The sequence below is a fragment of the Ligilactobacillus pabuli genome (assembly GCF_022836475.1).
Taxonomy (GTDB): Bacteria; Bacillota; Bacilli; order Lactobacillales; family Lactobacillaceae; genus Ligilactobacillus; species Ligilactobacillus pabuli.
The window spans coordinates 78,387-94,796 of the sequence record NZ_BQXH01000007.1; the positions used below are offsets into that span (position 1 = coordinate 78,387).

Genomic DNA, 16,410 nt, shown 5'->3' on the forward strand with positions numbered 1-16,410 from the left:
CTCTTTTTTAGTACAAAAACTCCAAATCATTCTTTTCTGATTTTCTATTATGAATCACTACACGTGTTTTTGCTGGAATATTTTCCTGCAGCCAACGTGCATCTGCAACCGCTAACCTAATCGACCCATAATTCTTAATATTATTTTTCTTGGTCACTTTTTTGCCTAAACGCTTAGCTTGCTTATTAATTACATGTCCGTCTTGATTAAAAGGTACTGATTCAAATCTATAGGCGCCATGTCCATGGAAGGATGTCCAATATTTTGCACCCATATTTTTAGTGGCATCAAAATAATTAGTTCCATGTTGCTTTTGAATTTTAAATGTGCCTATTGGCGTACGCTGAAATTCCTGTGTATTTTCATAATTTTTTCCGACAGATGCGTACATAGTATATAGACGGTATTGTCCCTGCATAATATAGACACGTTGTTTTTTTAGTGAAACTTCTATCCAGAGCTGTTTTTTTCCCTTTAGATGGTGAAGATATTTAGTTAAATCTGGATATGCACCTGTTAAGGAAGAACGATTCCAATCAATAGGCTTGCGTTGTCTGGCTCGTTGATCCTTTTTTAAACTCGAAATTTTAGCATCTCGGACAGAAGCTGAGGACATTTCTTTAGCGACCTTCACCGAGTTTGTTTTTTCGGCCGATCGAACATGGATAAAGCTATAGCCAGCAGCACATACTAATAAAACTGCTACTACCCAATAAAGCCATTTTTGTTTTTTCATTAATATACTTACCTTCTTATTTTTTTAAAAGAAGAAGAACTTCTTTTTCTTCTTGATTGGCGAATAGTCATGTGCAGCGACGTACTCACCGTTGATCAAATTTTCAGCATTCTCTTCAAACTCGCGTGCTTTTCCTTCTCCAAAATCTGCGGCAATTTGTTCTAGTGCTTCACTCAAAACAAATTTTCGTCCTGGTAACGCATGCGCATCCGAGGCCACGATTTGCACCAAGTTATGTTCGACTAATTGGTGGGAAATTTCTTTAACATGGTCCCCAAAACCACCCATATAACTCGTTGCCGTTACTTGCGCCAACGCACCATTTTGGATAAAGCCATACAACAAACCTAAATCATTTTGAATTCCTTTATTTCGTTCTGGATGGACGATCACTGGGGTTGTACCTTGTTTTTTCAAATCAAAAATCAACCGGTCGGCATACTGTGGTACCTCGCCATGAGGAAATTCTAGCAGCATATATTTTTTATCTTCATCAATTCCTAACAAATCATCATAGTGTTCTACCAAGTCCCCATTAATATGGACTTCTTGACTAGGAAAAACTGTCAACGGAATTTTACGACTATCTAATTCAGCCTGAAATGCCGCAGCATCCCGAATCACATCTTGCGCATGATTAACGTAATCATTATCTAAATGGTGTGGTGTCGCTAAGATATGTGTGACACCATCACGCACCGCTTCGTTGGCCAGTTGCAAGGAACTTTCCAAGCTTTTTGAACCATCATCAATTCCTGGCAAAATATGACAATGTAAATCAACTATTTTTTCAAATTGCAAAACCAACCCTCACTTTCCAGCAGGAATAGCCTGCCTAACCTTCTTTATTTGTAAAACTTATCATCTCTTAGTATACACTATTTCAATTATTATTTGCTTCTCAGAAATTTTTACGCATAAATTTCGTATCTATTAAGTAGAGAGAGTAAATCTTAACAGACAAGGAGTCAATAAAATGCGTTATAAAACCTGCGAACTACAATACTTAGAAACCCTATCCAGACGAACAAAGCTGACTGCAACAGAATCAGCCAAACTTTTTGCGCTGGAAAATGGATTTAAGGGTGAACTTCAATTAGACTTAGCACTCCAACAAGCTCAACTACCCCCGCAACTAATTTTGACTGATCTGACTCTTCAATACCACCAACAAGTCACGCAATTAGACCAGCTATTTTGTTTGGGTAACACCATTTATCTTAGTGATGCCAAAAACTACCAAGGACACTATCTTTTTAGTGAACACAGCTGGTCGCATAACGGTAAAAAGCTTCCACACAACATCTTTGGTCAAATTGATCGTGCTCAGGATATTCTCGGCTGCATTTTGCAAGAAAACCATCTCGACCTGTCAGTTCAAACCAACATCATCTTCACTAATCCAGCGGTTCAACTAGAAATTGTTGATCCACTAGCACATTCTTGCCAGCGAATTGGTGCCTATCGTGACTACGTGGCAGACTTGGTGCAACAAAAGCTCCCTCTCCCTCAGCAGTCGGACATGCGCTGGAAAAAAGTGCTGCAAGCCTATCAAATTCCACCATATCATTTGCAACATGACTTTTCTCGCGAATTGTCTCACCGGCAACTCCGACCGGGGATTTGTTGCTCACGCTGTCAACATTTTGATTGGCAAGAAAGCTTCTATTCTCTAACTTGTCAAAACTGCGGTACCGTTGAAGCCAAGGAAGAAGCCTATGTACGTACGATTTGCGACTACGGGGTGCTCTTTTTTCAGCATGATCTGAAGCTGCATGATTTGATGCACTTTTTTGGTAAGCAAGCTAAAGAAAATTATCTTCTCAGAATGCTCAGAAAACATTTTACTCACAGAACTTCACCTGGAAAAAAACGCAGTTACCAAAACAAAGGAGCCATTTTCCAATACTTGTTTGCTAACCAATCCCAATACTTCCACCATATTCAACAGCGAGTTAATTGGACACAGCGTACACAGTACAAAAATGAATAGCCTCTCCAAAACAATCATAGTTTTCTCGACTATGATTGTTTTGTTCTTGCTTCTGTGCATACTTTATCCGACTATGCACGTTTTCTCTTGTTTCCGTGCATACTTCCTTCAACTATGCACGTTTTCCCTTATTTCCGTGCATACTCCCTCCAACTAAGCACGTTTTTCCTTGTTTCTGTGCATGCTCCCTTCGACTATGCCCATTTCTTTCACATCCCTACCATCTGTTCCCCACTAAATTCATTCATTTGAATTAAACTCCCAGCATTTCAGCCGATATCTTAGCTGAAGTGGTGTGTTTTCTAGCAAACAACCACAATTTTTCCTGGAGGTTTACTATGGCTCATTTAGCTCTATTAATTCCTTGCTTGCACGAAGAACCCGCCATCGGTCACTTAGTTCGCGACTGTTGGTCGGTCACATCAGGCATTAAACAGACAGAAATTTACTTTTACACAATCAATAACGCCCACCAAACACTAACTGCCGCTAAAGCCGCTGGTGCGATCACCAAAATAACGGCGACTTCCACCACCCCAGATCAGCTCGTGGGCCAAATGCTGACCGAGATCGACGCAGACTGCTACATTATTTTAAGTCCAGCTGTCGCGCCGGCACAAATAGCTTTGATTCCAGCGCTCTTGACTCTAGTCACACGTCATCAACTAGCTTGCGCCTATCCTGCTATTGCTTTGGGGAAACTAACTCACCAATTCTGGCCTCAGATTTCACAAGGAACGTGGGCTCTCAGTCGCTCCCTTGTCAAACTATGGACTAACCAAGCTGCAACCCGCGACCTTGGCCTCGAGTTACGTTTTTTAGCGCGCGAAAATCAGCTAGAACTCGCTAGTCTGCCGGCCGGACTTCCAAGTCAAATGCACGTCCGACCGCCAGCACGTCGACAAATTTTACGCCAACTATGGTCCCTGCACCGACGCTATCATCCTTACCGTTTCTTTCGTTTATTAGCGCTACTGTGCTTAGTCATGGCTGCCAGCGTCTTTTTCCCGACAGTTCTGTGCAAACAAGCATTCAACGGCCCATTGCCACTACTAAATTGCAGTTCCTTACTTTCACTAGCTGCACTCAGCCTAGCTTATGGAGTCTGGCAAGAAATTCACCAGCGTCATCGATGGGGGCAAAATAACTTAATTGCAAATAAAAAGTAGACTTCAATCACGGAGTCTACTTTTTATTTGGGCTCAGGCTGTCCGGTCTTTTGCAAAGCTAACACTAACAAGACCATCACCATTTGTAAGGCAAATAAGGCTACAAAAGCATGCTGGTAACCGGTTAAGGTGATCAAATATCCACCCACCACTGGTCCTAAAGCGATGCCCAAGGTATTTGACAAACTGCCAAGCGATTGGGTAAAGCCCCGGTGCTGCCGGTCAGAATACTTACTCAACAATAATGGAATCGTGGGTGTCACCAAGATTTCTCCCGTTGTCAAAACAACGATGCCCACGACAAAGCGCCAGTATTCATGCGCCCCGATCACCAATAAAAATGATAGGCCATATAAAAACAGGCCAAACATCAAGCGGAATCGTTCCACCCACGGATGATGGGGAAAAATCTTGTTCAATAACGGTTGGAAAATAATGACCTGCCCGGTCGCAACGGTAAATAACAAGCTGTATTTTTGCACGGGGATTCCTTGAGCAGTCATCATGACTGACAAATTGCTTTCCCACTGCTCATAACTGATACAGGTCAAAAACATGAACGCGCATAAAATCGCAATGCTGCGCGGTTGCATCCGACTTGGCAGTCGTTTGCCGGGCAAATCAACGTCAATCCCGCTCACCTCAGTCGACGGACGCGGAACCTTAAAGTAGCGCGCGAAAATCACAAGTCCGCCGACAAACAAGACGGCTGTGGTTGCAAAGACTAAGTGAACGCTGACTGAATAAAGGTAGCCCGCTAGCAAAGTCGCGACTCCCATTCCAATATTACTGGTCCAGTAGTTATTGTTAAAAATATCTTGGTCCCCATCTTGAATCACCGCCATGTAGCCGCTAAAGGCTGAGCGCCACAGTCCTTGTCCCGCACCGTACAGCGCTAAGAAGAATACTAGTAGCGGCCATTTAGGCAATAGAGCTAGTAACAGTAAAAACAAAACGGCCACGCTGCCGCCAATATAGACCAAGGGAGCCTGTTTCCAGGTATCAAACAATCGCCCGCCGACCAAATATCCCACCGCGATCATCCCTGAATAAAGTAACAAAACATAGCCTGCTGTCACCAAGCTTTTATGTAGGTCATTATGAATATAGAGCGTCATGATTGGCGTGATCAAGCCACTCCCCATGCTGAGTAAAGTGTTGATCGCCAAAAAGGTTTTATTCTTGAGATGCAACGCTGATTCTCCTTCATAAAAAAGATTACACAAAACCTCTTTATAATCTCCAGTAGGTTATTTTAATGCATAAAGCAAAATGGGTCTCGAATTTTTTTCAAAACGGTTATAGAGAATGTACCTTATTTACTAAGTATGTTTTTCTATGACTTCGATATTTTATTATAAAATATATTACCAATAATATAATTATTCCGCCTAGAGATACATATCTTGCGACAATATAAATTACTGGTGTTTGATATTTTACAGTTGCCGTTAGTTTATTATTCGTTTTGAACTGGAACGTTAATAAACTACCTTTATTAACTTTGAAATTCGTTTTTTTACCATCTACATACAATATATAGTGATCTACATCATAAATATAAAACGGTAGTACAGCAATCCCTGATTTTCCCCTATGTTTAGGTATCTTAAACGTTTCTGATTGATATCCAGGAATAATTTGATTTTTATTTAAAAACAAGATTTGGTTGCCAAGCTTTGTTTTATGATTAAATGCATCACTGCTACTAATTTTAGCATTATTTGGCAAATAGTCTAAATATCGAACATCTGAAGCGGAATTATTATTTAATGTTAAAACCTTTTCGTAACTTTTATTATCTAAAGTATATGGTCTTGGATAATTTTGTGATGAAATTGATTCAACAGGTCCATTATTCTGTATATATTTAATTGAATCTATACTAGTAAGACCACAATATAGTGCAACTAAGATCACAGAAATAGAACTTATATTTTTTTTACTTACTTTACTAGCGGTAAAATATGCTAAAAAAACAATGGAAATCGTAAACAGCCTCCAAGGAAATTGAACAATTTGAATTAATTGTTTCGAATTAAACATCCATGGTAACAAAGTTGTACCTAATAATAAAGAAGAGGTTCCTATTAAATATATTGTCTTTTCTAAGTTTGTACTTTGGTTAAACACAACAATTCCTAAAAATACTGTTACAAGTAAAACCAGTCCAATATTTGGTTCAAGTCCCGATATATGGTTATTTAGTGATAAATTAACAACTTGAGAAAGACTTTTTGATTTAGCTAAATAACCATTAAAACTTTCATCAAGCCCTATTACAGGTGCTATTACCTTATTTTGAAACATGGAAAAAATAAGCGGAATTATAAACCCACTCGTTAATACTAAAAAAATTATTACACTACATATTAAAGAAAACAGAATTTTTACTTTGTGGCTCTGAAAAAGGAATGAAATAACATATAAAACTATAAGTGTAACCACTGTTATCAAAGATGTTAAAATATGGCAATATAGCTCAGCGGTTAAACCTAAAGCCATACATCCTGATCCGATTAAATAACTATTTTTAATAACTAAATTATAAAAACCAGCTAAAGTTAGAGGAATAAAAATTAAGGCCCACGCTTCGCCAACGTCAAATCTTGGAAAATCATTAAAAAGAACATATGCAGAAAAACGTAATACAATTGCAAAAACAAATGCTAATTTTCTACTTTTACTTATTTTATTAGCTGAAAAGTATGCTATCAGTAACCCCAAAAACTGTTCTAAACCAATATAAAAATAATATGCAGTAACTGGTTTATTAACTATACTTCTAATTATTCCATAGGGAATAAGATTTCCCCATGGATAATATACGTTTATTGCTTGACCTACTTTTGAAAAACTAAAAGTAGAAATCATCGAAACTAAATGACCGCTTTGAAATATTTTAAATTCCTCTTCAAATCTTTCGATATGAAAAAGTCTATCAGCCGCAGGAAAAATTTTACCACTTTTAAATAAAATAACTATGTACATATAAGCCAATAAGGCAAAAAAAGCAATGACAATAACGTCCTTCAACCTATTACTTTTTATTTTGTATTTCAAATACCTTACCTCATTTCATTTTATTAGTTAAGGTTATGTAAAAAAACAACACAATTATATATTAGCATAATTTTTGGACTTCATATGATACTTTTCTGTACTTTTTTAAACCTTGAATTGTTAAATTAAATGCTGCATTGTACTTAAACATTCTAAGTTCAAGATGATTAATGGCTTTAGAAATTCGGATAATGGACAATTATATTTGCAAATCAAAAAATAAAATGTTGAATCCACATTTCGAATCCAAATAATTGGATGAAGTCTATCACTCACACCAGAAATAAGTTAGAGTCTATTGATTTCGTCATACTCATACTATTTTACTGTTTAAAGCAGACGCCAGTACTAAGAAAGTCCAGAAAAATGGATTACATAGTTCAACCACTCTAAATATATACAGTTTCAAGTACTAACCAAAACTAGCAACAAGTTTGCTGAATACTTGAAACTGTAATTTTTTCGGCCAAATTTTGAATCAAACATTTTGGACAACGTTTTCAATTTAAACTTCAAATAAAAAGTTCTAAAGCTGGTGTGAGCCTTAGAACTTCAGTTATGATTCGATTTCTGTTTCATCTGGCAGACGTTTTTTCAACCACCCCAGCAAGTCGTTCAGTGACATTTCGAACACCAATGCATGCGGACGAGCCGATTGCTTCTCGAAGAAGGTCGCTAAAAATAAATTCTGGTCGGTGGCAGCAGTGACCGGCGTGACGCTGACCTTGCCAATTTGCTGGAAATCAAGGAGTTTCGTCACTAAGTTTGGCAACAAGATTCCCTTGGTCGTTAAACCGTTGCGGCCAGAAATAAAGGTTAAAATCACCAACGAAGTTAACAACATTTCGAAAACAAGCGATTGTCCAAAAGTTTTGAGCAGCGGACTTAAGAAACCCAAAATCAAGGCTCCGCCTAAGACGGGTGCGAAATTAAACTTGGCCTTCTTTTCAAGCAGTGATTGGAAATAGACCCGCCGGGCTAAAGAAATCACCAGTACAACGGTCGCAACCAGCATAATAATTAAAAACATGTTAGCCCTCCTTTCTTCCATTAATACTGTACAAAAAATTTTCACTTTTGTACACGCTAACCGCTTAAATTTTTTTGTTAAACAAGCAGTCAGTTCGCAACGCCAAGTCTTGCTCGTCTCTCTTGGAAGTAACTCTGAACGGATTAACGGTTCATCTATTAGTTCAAAACCGATTTGATGATAATTAAACTCGCTAGCTTCTTAGCTAAAACTAATGAACGTTATGATGTAAATTCAGCCAAGATTGGCGTATAATCAAAATATCGTTAGCGTTGTGAGTTAGCGAACTAGACTAAAAATCACAGAGCGAATTCTAAACCGCTCGACGAATTAGGGGGAATACGTACCTTGTGTGGAATTATTGCTTTTAGTGATCCGCAAGTGGAACACAAAGAAGAAACGATTGACTCAATGATGAAATTGATTCAACACCGTGGGCCGAATATCAAAGGCTGCGGACATTTTACAGATGATCAAGTCGCGATGGGGTTTGTGCGTCTCAGTGTCATTGACCTTAAAAGCGGGGCACAGCCCTTATACAATGAAGATAGTTCAATTTTAGTGACCTTTAACGGTGAAATTTATAATTATCAGTCCCTGCGCGAAGAATTACTCGCTGCTGGACATGAATTCAAAACAGCAACCGATACCGAAGTTTTACTCCACGGTTACGAAGAATGGGGCATGGCTGGCACATTAGACCGCGTCCGCGGAATGTTTGCCTACCTGATTTATGATACCAAGAAACACACCATGTATGGTGCCCGTGATTTCTTTGGGATCAAACCGCTCTATTACTACCAACAAGGTGAAACTTTCATCGTCGGTTCAGAAATCAAATCTTTTATGCGCCATCCGAACTTTAAGATGGAACTCAACAAGGAGGCTGTTAAGCCATACTTGATGAACCAGTATAATGATTTATCTGAAACTTTATTTAAGAACGTCTACCGTTTTCCAGCTGGTCACTGGTTCGAATATGCCAATGGTGAATTAACGACTCACGAATACTGGGACGCTCACTATGACATTGATTCTGACCGGACTGAAGAAGAAGTGATCGAAGAAATCGACCAAGTTGTGACAGACTCAGTTGCCATGCACAATATCGCCGACGTTAAAGTCGGTAGTTTCTTGTCTGAAGGGGTCGATTCTTCTTACGTCACTTCTGTCTTGAAGCCCCAAGAAGTCTTCAGCGTGAACTTCGCCAATGGTCCATTTGATGAAGCCAGTGTCGCCAAAGAACTCGCCGACGAAAAAGGCTTGAACTTCAACGTCGAAACTGTTGACGCTAAAGAAGCTTTCAGCGACTTCCCAGAAATGCAGTACCATTTGGACGAACCAGACGCTAACCCGTCAGTCGTGCCGCTCTGGTATCTCTGCCGGTTAGCCCGTCGGAAAGTCACCGTCGCCCTGTCAGGTGAAGGTGCTGACGAACTATTCGCTGGGTATGTGAATTACGGGATGCATTCAACTAACAATACGGTCAAATCAGTGGCACAAAAGATCCACCATTTGTCACCTAAACACCGGGCCTCAGTGGCGAAACTACTCAAGAAATTACCAAACTTCCCTGGTAAAACCCAAATGTACACTTGGGCAGCTCAGCCAAAGGACTTCTATACGGGTGAATCCTGGATTTATGATCCAGAACAACCCACGATTTTCACGGCAGACCAAGCCAACCATGTCTTGCAAGGCAACTTCCAGAATAATTTGACAGTTTCCAGTCTCTACCAAGACGACTTCGAAAAAGTCAAAGATGTCGACCAAGTTAAGCAAATGCAATACATTGACTTGCACCACTTTATGTTTAGTGACATTTTGCAAAAAGCGGACAAGATCTCGATGGCCCATTCCTTGGAATTGCGGGTCCCATTCTTGGACCGGAAAGTTGCCGAAATGGCCAACAATATTCCAACAGAAATGTTGTTAAACAAAGATGGTTCCAAACAAGCCTTCCGGAAGGCAGCCTTAAAGCACCTCCCAGAAGATTTTGCCAAACGACCTAAGCTGGGCTTCCCAGTGCCGGTCAAAGCTTGGTTGGAAGAACCAGAATACTGCGACCAAGTTCGTGCCTTATTTGAAGAAAGCTGGGTCAATGAGATTTTCATCCAGCGCCAAATCCTCAAACTTTTGCAGGATAACTTCGACGGTAAGGTCAACGGCCGCCGCCAAGTGTGGACAATCTATACTTTCCTAGTTTGGTACAAGCTCTACTTTATCGACTTCGAAAATACCGTCCAAAAATACGCCCATGTCCAACCAGAAGTACAAGCTTTGATGGATAGTGGCAAATTAGTTTAATCATTATAATAGCGTTCAGCCCTGCTCTAACTGTGAGCCGGTGCTGAACGCTATTTTTGTGCTTCGGAGTATTAATTCGAATTTTTTTCAGTGGAGGATAAGTCTGGCCCCTCTTTTGCCGTTCTTGGGGCCAAACGTATTTAGTCTGGCCCCTCTTCTACCATTCTTGGGGCCAAACAAACTCACCTCACTCCGCCCTGTGATTTTAGTCGAGCTACTCAAAGCAACTCCCTCCGCTTATCACGCCCCAACCTTCAATGCCTAATACGCATTAAAGGTCATGTCACGATCATGCTCAGGAGTTAACCGCTTTGTTCCGCCCTGTGATTTTAGTCGCTCTTCGCTGCGCCATTTCTCCGGGTATCGTAATAAGCACGGGTCTTGCCCGTCTGATTATTACGTTCCACAACCTGCATGGAACCAAAATACTCGTCACTGCGTTTCATCGTGAATGGAACTTCCTTAACCTCATCAAATGGCAGATAGTCCTTGCGCCGGTCATTATCTTCAAAGACAAACTGGTTCTCACGTGTCAAATACAGCCGATTTCTTTCAATCGCCGTTTTAAAGTCTGTCTTGTATTTCAAATGGTCCGTTAGCGTCTGGAACATAAATTCTGGGATCATGTTTCCCCCAGGTGTTCCGAGGCCAATCGTTTCATGCCGGCTCGTTTGAACAATGGTCGGCGCCGTAAAGTTCCGCGGCTTTTTACCCGCTTCATACTTGTTCAATCCTTCATTGCTGGGTGAAAAAAGCTTGTTAGCGGCGTTCAAGTAAAAGCCGCCCGCCTCAATTTCAGACCCGTAGAAATTTCCCAACGTATTCGTCGCTGAGACTGTCATCCCATCTTTGTCGACAATCGAAAAATGCGTCGTATTATTACTGTCGTCCTCCTGTTGCCCAGCTGGGGTCCGCAACACGTTGTTGGAACGTAAAGTTGCCACGTACTCATCCGTGACCATCGCCTGCGAGTCAACCTGGTTGAACTTTGGATCACTCATATGTTTGACCCGGTCGGCATAGGCTAAGCGCTTTAAGTGTTTGTACTTTTTCAAATAAGCATCCGGCTCCGTCCGCGGGTTTGGCAGTTCACTTTCATTCGCCAGCTTCAACATCTGCAGCATTGTCACCCCAGAAAATGGTGCGGGTAAAGTCGCATACTCATTGCCATTAATTTTGGTAACAACTGGCTGAGCATTTTCGACCCGTGCACCTTTTAAGTCACTTTTAGCCAGGGTCGTTTTGGCGGCGATCTCATCCGCTAGTTTGCCGGAGTAATACGCCTGCGTGCCCTTTTTTTGCACAGCCTTCAGCGTTGCCAGCATCTTTTTCGGGTGCATGGTTTCGCCCCGCTCTAATAAATCGCCAGCCTGATTTTGATAGTCTGGGTTATCCGCCAACAAATACTGGTAGACCTCAATGTAAGTCGAAAAAACTGGTGAAACTTGGAAGCCATCCTGAGCTAACTTGATCGTCGGTTCCATCATTTTACTCATTGATTGAGTCCCGTAATGACGGGTCAAGTAATCCATGCCTTTCACAAAGGTTGGCACCGCCGTTGGTGACACCATTTGTTCCGCCGACTGTGGTGCACTATCACGGTAATCAACCCCATGGTATTCCTTAGTTTTTGGGTCGTAAATGATCATTCCGCCCCCACCGCCTAACCCAGATGCATAGGGTTCCGTTAAGGCTAGCGCATAGGAGACCGCTACAGCGGCATCGACTGCATTCCCGCCGTCTTTTAAAACCTGTTCACCGACCTTGGTCGCATACGTGCTCGAGGTCGAAACCGCATAGCGCTGACTATGAGTCGTCGTTTTCTTTTTCTTCCATGGTAGTTTGTCGGTCAATTTTGTCGTGGGGTGACTGCCATGATCGCCAGAATTCATGGAAGAAATAAAGCCTGGTAATAGTAACAATAATAAAATTCCAACTGCGATCAAGACAAAACTACCGATCATTTTCACATATTTCATCGAGATCTCCTCATTTCTTAAATTGATAGTGATAGCCAAAGTTCCGGACGACTAAGCTGTCCGGTCGCTTGGAGTAATCTTTGGCCGGCAGCTGTTTGGTGAGCTGATGATAGATGCGCTGCTTGAAAAATGGATTTCTGGTAATTGTCGGAACCCCATCTTTGATCCGCATTGGGACTACTTCCAGGGTCAACTTGCCCTGTTGGTCTAAGCGCAGGTTAGCAACGACCGTATCTTTTTGCCGCGAATATTGCTGTTCAAAGACAAAGTTGCCCAAACTGTACAGAATTAGTCCGTTCTTATATTTTTCAATAGGTTGCACCACGTGACTGTGCATTCCCACCACCAGGTCCGCGCCGGCATCGGTCATTTGATGGCCCAGTTTTTGCTGGCGGTCGTTCACCTTAAACCCATTTTCATTCCCCCAATGGGCATAAACGACGGTGTAGTCTGATTGAGCCGCTGCTTCTTGGATCAAGTTTAAGTATTCATCATTAGTTGTCGTTAACATTCCTGCCCGTTGCTCCTTGGCCCGCGTTCCAGGCGGGATCACGTCTGTCACTGCCAGAAAGCTGACCTTGATGCCATCAATATCGTAGAGCTGGTATTTTAAAGCGTCGGCTGTGTTTTCACCGAGCCCTGCAAAGTCCAACTGCCGCTGATTCAAGGCTGCCATGGTATCGCGGACCCCTTTTTCGCCATAGTCGCCGACATGATTATTAGCCACTCCAACCGTCGTGAAGCCCGCCTTTTGGAGTGCAGTCAATCCTGCCGGATCCATTTTGAAATGAATATTTTTTCCTTCGATTTCGCTCAGCTGTGTCGCCTGATCAGTCACCACGTTTTCCAGGTTGGCAAAAGTCAGGTCAGATTGCCGCCAAACCTGCTTCGCATGCGTAAAAAATTGGTCATAACCACCGTGGCGTCCCTTGCGCGCGTTGCCGCGATCCAGCATCACATCACCAACAAAGGACAGCTGCAGGCGATCAGATGGGCGGCTAGTCAGTGAGATATTGTGTTTCACGATCAAGACCTGATTGTGCAGGTAGTCAGTGACCCAGGCGCTGAAAAACAAGCAGAGTGCGACAATTAACAAAGTTACCACACGTAGCGGACGACGGTAACGGGTCTGTTGAATAATCTTCTGCTTAAAAGTTAGTTTTTCGGTGCTCGGCGGTAAGAGCCTGGTCGCAGGGGCTTGTGGACCGTGTTTATTTTTGTGTGCAGCATTGTGCTTCTGCTTGGTTCGACTGTATTTAGCCACGTTACCTACTCCTTGTCATCACTATTTTTTACATTAAGAGGTGGATCCCAGCCAACAGCAAGAAATCCGCCAGGGCCACAGCTAAAGTTGCAAAAGTTGTCAACTTAATGCCTTGCTTGGAAAATGAATTCGCAATTAGAGCGGGAACAATGATCCCGATTCCCCGGAACAAAAAAGTCGCAAACGGCATCACCGGATAAACCAGTTCCAACAGTAATTTTAACAAGACCGCTGTAACCATTAAGGCCACAAAACGCCGCCGACCAAATAAAATCATGTAACGTGGTAAGACGTACTGGACGATCAGGTAGGTTAAAATCGCAACCAGAAAAATAGACAAAACGACTTCCGGTGTGTCTAAGGTCAACGACAGGTAACACGGCGCAATGATCCCGCCAGTATTGATCCCTGTCAGTTCTGAAAACAAGAGGCCGAGAAAAAGCCCAAAAATCAATGCTAAATAAAAGTCTGTAATTACCATATTTACTCTCCTACATCAGCTTCTTGATAATATCCAGCAGTTCTTCGGCATCTCCGTGAATATTACCCACCGTTAATAAGACTCGCCCGTTTAAGAGCGGCAAAAACTCCCGCATGAGATCGACGGGCTTGGCATTTTCCCGGTCATAATATTTCTTGGTGTCAGGATAAAAACCTTTCCCGTAATAATAGCCCAAGCGCCGGATCGCCTGACCCATCCCAATAATTGTCGCATTCGGGATCTCCGGGAAAAACTCCCGGGCAAATAATTCGGTCCGGTCCCCCCGATCAAGCCGCCCGTTAAATAAGATCACGGGATCGTCACTTGGAATGTCTGGAGAATCAACAATATATTGCCAAATATCTAAACTAGAAGCCGGCTCATTGGCCGCAAAAGCATTCACGAACGTAAAATCAACCTGTGAATTTTGAATATGTTTGACTTTTAATGCTCCCGGATCAGGCTCGCCCTTTAACATCCCCCGGTACGCAACTTCAGCGGGAATCCCCAGTGCCTGGGCGGTCGTTAAAGCAAGACTGACATTATCGGGAAACAGCACATAATCAAACTGGTCTAAGTAGTCGGGCTTAAGCTGGCTGTTATCCGCTAACAAAAGTTTGGTGTGGCGCTCATCCGCAATTTTTTGAAAGTAAGCAGTAAATGGACTGGGCACCGTGATCACGTAGCCGTCATAGGGAATCGACTGCGCAAAAGCATAGGCGATTTCACGCGTCGTTGGTCCCATCTCGTCTAAGTGATCTTCCAAGACGTTCACGATCACATAGATGTTCGCACGAAACATTTCATGCTGGTAAATTTTTTGGTATTCCGGCTTGACCGCCATGCACTCACAGACCAGGGCATCCATTTTTTTAGCAGAGGCTTCTTTGATCGTGGTCAACTGCTCTTTAATATTGGCTCCTTGCGGTTGGCGTTTAATTTCAACTTCTCGCCCTTGTGCGGGATAAATTTTCCGTGCAGCTGTCCCCGTAGTCTTACCCATCGTCTGATAACCGGCCTCATTCAAAATCGAGGTGATCAACCGGGTCGCAGTCGACTTCCCCCGAATCCCATTCACATTGATCCGCAACGGGATGCTGTTGACATAGCGATTATTCTGTTGTTTTTCGTTGACGCCTAAGATCACTAGAATCACCGCCACTAGCCCGAGCGGAATAAATAATAGCGTTGTCATTTTCACCTTCACTCCTATTTTCTAAGCAGCTTCGTATTTAACAAGTACACATATTGTCCCCGTTTCAATTCGAAACTTGAGGAATCTAAAACCTGTCCTTCATTGAGCCGACTAGTGATCGGTTGCTTGTAAATCTTGGCGACAGCATAATCTGCGGTGGCTTTTAGTTCGTAACGACCCGCTGCCAAATCATTACCGACCTTCAACATCCCATTACTAATTTCATTGGAACTAAAGCTGGCATTGTGGACGGCTGGGATCAAGGTCGCATTATAAATGGTAATTAGGTCATCCTTGGCTAATTTCACGTACAAACTCTGATCAAAAGACCGGCTATTTTGTTCACCGTTCGACCAGCTGATTTGACCGCTGCCATCCGACAACAAGAAATACTCGCCTGCTTTCACGTCTGAACCCACGTGATAAAAACCATCAGAAATAGTTTTTTCTTGCGCAACTTTCTGCAAATTCAAATTTTCGTCTGCCACGGCATGTTGTTCTTTATTGACCGTGTCATCATTTAAAATAGAAATTCCGTTCACATAAATTTTCAAGTTGGCGACATTTTTTAACTTTGCTTGTGGAATGATGGCGGTAAATTTTCCCATATTATTGGCTTTCACTAAAAAAACCTGCGAATCATCTGTCGCATTTTCAGCATAAACATAGATCCCAGGAGTCGTGGTCCCACCAACCAAAACAAAGTTAGCATACTTTTTAGTGACTTCCGTCAACAATGCCAGTTGGTTATTGATTTGTTGCCGGACCCGTAGATTTTGATTTGCCGTCGTCTTCACATAATTCTCACGTTTCGCCCGTTTTTGCGTCCGTTTCTCCTGTGAACTTGTAACCGCCTGAAACTGACTAGTTGCGTAAACTGAACTAAACAACGGAAAAATCAGCAAGATCCCCAGCAAAAACTTGTTGACTTTGATGGGCTCACGCAGAATTTCAACAATAATTTGTAAAATGATCAGTAACGAGACTAAAATCATAACTAGCCCTAATTGTTGCTGGCCTACTTTTAAATACTGGCAGGCAATCAAGGTCCCAGAGATAATGGATAAAGTATCAAAGATGATCTTAATGACATGATTTAAAATCGTTGGTGCTTTTTGGCGCACTTGATTTACAAAATAAGAAACTCCTAAACTAAAGACCAGAATTCCTAACAAAAGCAACCGATACCACAC

At 42.0% G+C, this 16,410-nt stretch carries 13 protein-coding genes; 3 read left to right on the forward strand and 10 right to left on the reverse strand.

Annotated elements, in window-relative coordinates:
* Positions 1–7 precede the first annotated feature (7 nt).
* A complete protein-coding gene (locus LPAF129_RS04955) occupies positions 8–736 on the reverse strand; it encodes a L,D-transpeptidase (protein WP_244055056.1) in 729 nt (242 codons plus the stop codon).
* A 24-nt stretch (positions 737–760) separates the two neighbouring features.
* Entirely contained in the window at positions 761–1,537 is a 777-nt protein-coding gene (locus LPAF129_RS04960) for a tyrosine-protein phosphatase (protein WP_244055057.1), read from the reverse strand.
* 175 nt (positions 1,538–1,712) lie between these two features.
* Between LPAF129_RS04960 and LPAF129_RS04965 the strand changes: the two genes are divergently transcribed.
* Entirely contained in the window at positions 1,713–2,729 is a 1,017-nt protein-coding gene (locus LPAF129_RS04965) for a nuclease-related domain-containing protein (RefSeq protein ID WP_244055058.1), read from the forward strand.
* Between the two features lie 338 nt (positions 2,730–3,067).
* Positions 3,068–3,898: a hypothetical protein gene (locus LPAF129_RS04970; protein WP_244055059.1), complete on the forward strand. Its 831-nt coding sequence runs from the start codon at positions 3,068–3,070 to the stop codon at positions 3,896–3,898.
* Between the two features lie 23 nt (positions 3,899–3,921).
* On the opposite strand, the gene LPAF129_RS04975 is transcribed toward LPAF129_RS04970, so the two are convergent.
* The 3 genes from LPAF129_RS04975 to LPAF129_RS04985 form a co-directional block, all read right to left on the reverse strand.
* Positions 3,922–5,091 (reverse strand): MFS transporter, encoded by a 1,170-nt coding sequence (locus LPAF129_RS04975; RefSeq protein ID WP_244055060.1) that lies wholly within the window; start codon positions 5,089–5,091, stop codon positions 3,922–3,924.
* A 106-nt stretch (positions 5,092–5,197) separates the two neighbouring features.
* Positions 5,198–6,961: a putative glycosyltransferase family protein gene (locus tag LPAF129_RS04980; protein WP_244055061.1), complete on the reverse strand. Its 1,764-nt coding sequence runs from the start codon at positions 6,959–6,961 to the stop codon at positions 5,198–5,200.
* 556 nt (positions 6,962–7,517) lie between these two features.
* Positions 7,518–7,991, reverse strand: a complete 474-nt coding sequence (locus LPAF129_RS04985) for a hypothetical protein (RefSeq protein WP_244055062.1) — start codon at positions 7,989–7,991, stop codon at positions 7,518–7,520.
* Between the two features lie 348 nt (positions 7,992–8,339).
* On the opposite strand from LPAF129_RS04985, the gene asnB reads away from it, so the two are divergent.
* Entirely contained in the window at positions 8,340–10,298 is a 1,959-nt protein-coding gene (gene asnB, locus LPAF129_RS04990; RefSeq protein ID WP_244055063.1) for an asparagine synthase (glutamine-hydrolyzing), read from the forward strand.
* A 329-nt stretch (positions 10,299–10,627) separates the two neighbouring features.
* Here asnB and LPAF129_RS04995 read toward each other — a convergent pair whose 3' ends face one another.
* From LPAF129_RS04995 to LPAF129_RS05015, 5 genes are read right to left on the reverse strand one after another with little or no spacing between them, the layout of a single operon-like run.
* Complete coding sequence (locus LPAF129_RS04995) at positions 10,628–12,277, reverse strand: gamma-glutamyltransferase (protein WP_244055064.1); 1,650 nt, start codon at positions 12,275–12,277, stop codon at positions 10,628–10,630.
* Between the two features lie 10 nt (positions 12,278–12,287).
* Positions 12,288–13,541 (reverse strand): CapA family protein, encoded by a 1,254-nt coding sequence (locus tag LPAF129_RS05000; protein ID WP_244055065.1) that lies wholly within the window; start codon positions 13,539–13,541, stop codon positions 12,288–12,290.
* A gap of 28 nt (positions 13,542–13,569) precedes the next feature.
* Positions 13,570–14,022 carry a poly-gamma-glutamate biosynthesis protein PgsC gene (gene pgsC, locus LPAF129_RS05005; RefSeq protein WP_244055066.1) on the reverse strand — a complete coding sequence of 151 codons (453 nt, stop codon included), beginning with the start codon at positions 14,020–14,022 and terminating at the stop codon, positions 13,570–13,572.
* 10 nt (positions 14,023–14,032) lie between these two features.
* Positions 14,033–15,217: a poly-gamma-glutamate synthase PgsB gene (pgsB, locus tag LPAF129_RS05010; protein ID WP_244055067.1), complete on the reverse strand. Its 1,185-nt coding sequence runs from the start codon at positions 15,215–15,217 to the stop codon at positions 14,033–14,035.
* Positions 15,218–15,231: 14 nt separating this feature from the next.
* Positions 15,232–16,410: a hypothetical protein gene (locus LPAF129_RS05015; protein WP_244055068.1), complete on the reverse strand. Its 1,179-nt coding sequence runs from the start codon at positions 16,408–16,410 to the stop codon at positions 15,232–15,234.

Bases quoted from the DNA above. Each gene is read 5' to 3' on its own strand.
- LPAF129_RS04955 (WP_244055056.1), bottom strand. From the start codon at position 736: ATGAAAAAACAAAAATGGCTTTATTGGGTAGTAGCAGTTTTATTAGTA.
- LPAF129_RS04965 (WP_244055058.1), top strand. From the start codon at position 1,713: ATGCGTTATAAAACCTGCGAACTACAATACTTAGAAACCCTATCCAGA.
- LPAF129_RS04970 (WP_244055059.1), top strand. From the start codon at position 3,068: ATGGCTCATTTAGCTCTATTAATTCCTTGCTTGCACGAAGAACCCGCC.
- LPAF129_RS04985 (WP_244055062.1), bottom strand. From the start codon at position 7,991: ATGTTTTTAATTATTATGCTGGTTGCGACCGTTGTACTGGTGATTTCT.
- LPAF129_RS04995 (WP_244055064.1), bottom strand. From the start codon at position 12,277: ATGAAATATGTGAAAATGATCGGTAGTTTTGTCTTGATCGCAGTTGGA.
- pgsC (WP_244055066.1), bottom strand. From the start codon at position 14,022: ATGGTAATTACAGACTTTTATTTAGCATTGATTTTTGGGCTTTTTCTC.
- pgsB (WP_244055067.1), bottom strand. From the start codon at position 15,217: ATGACAACGCTATTATTTATTCCGCTCGGGCTAGTGGCGGTGATTCTA.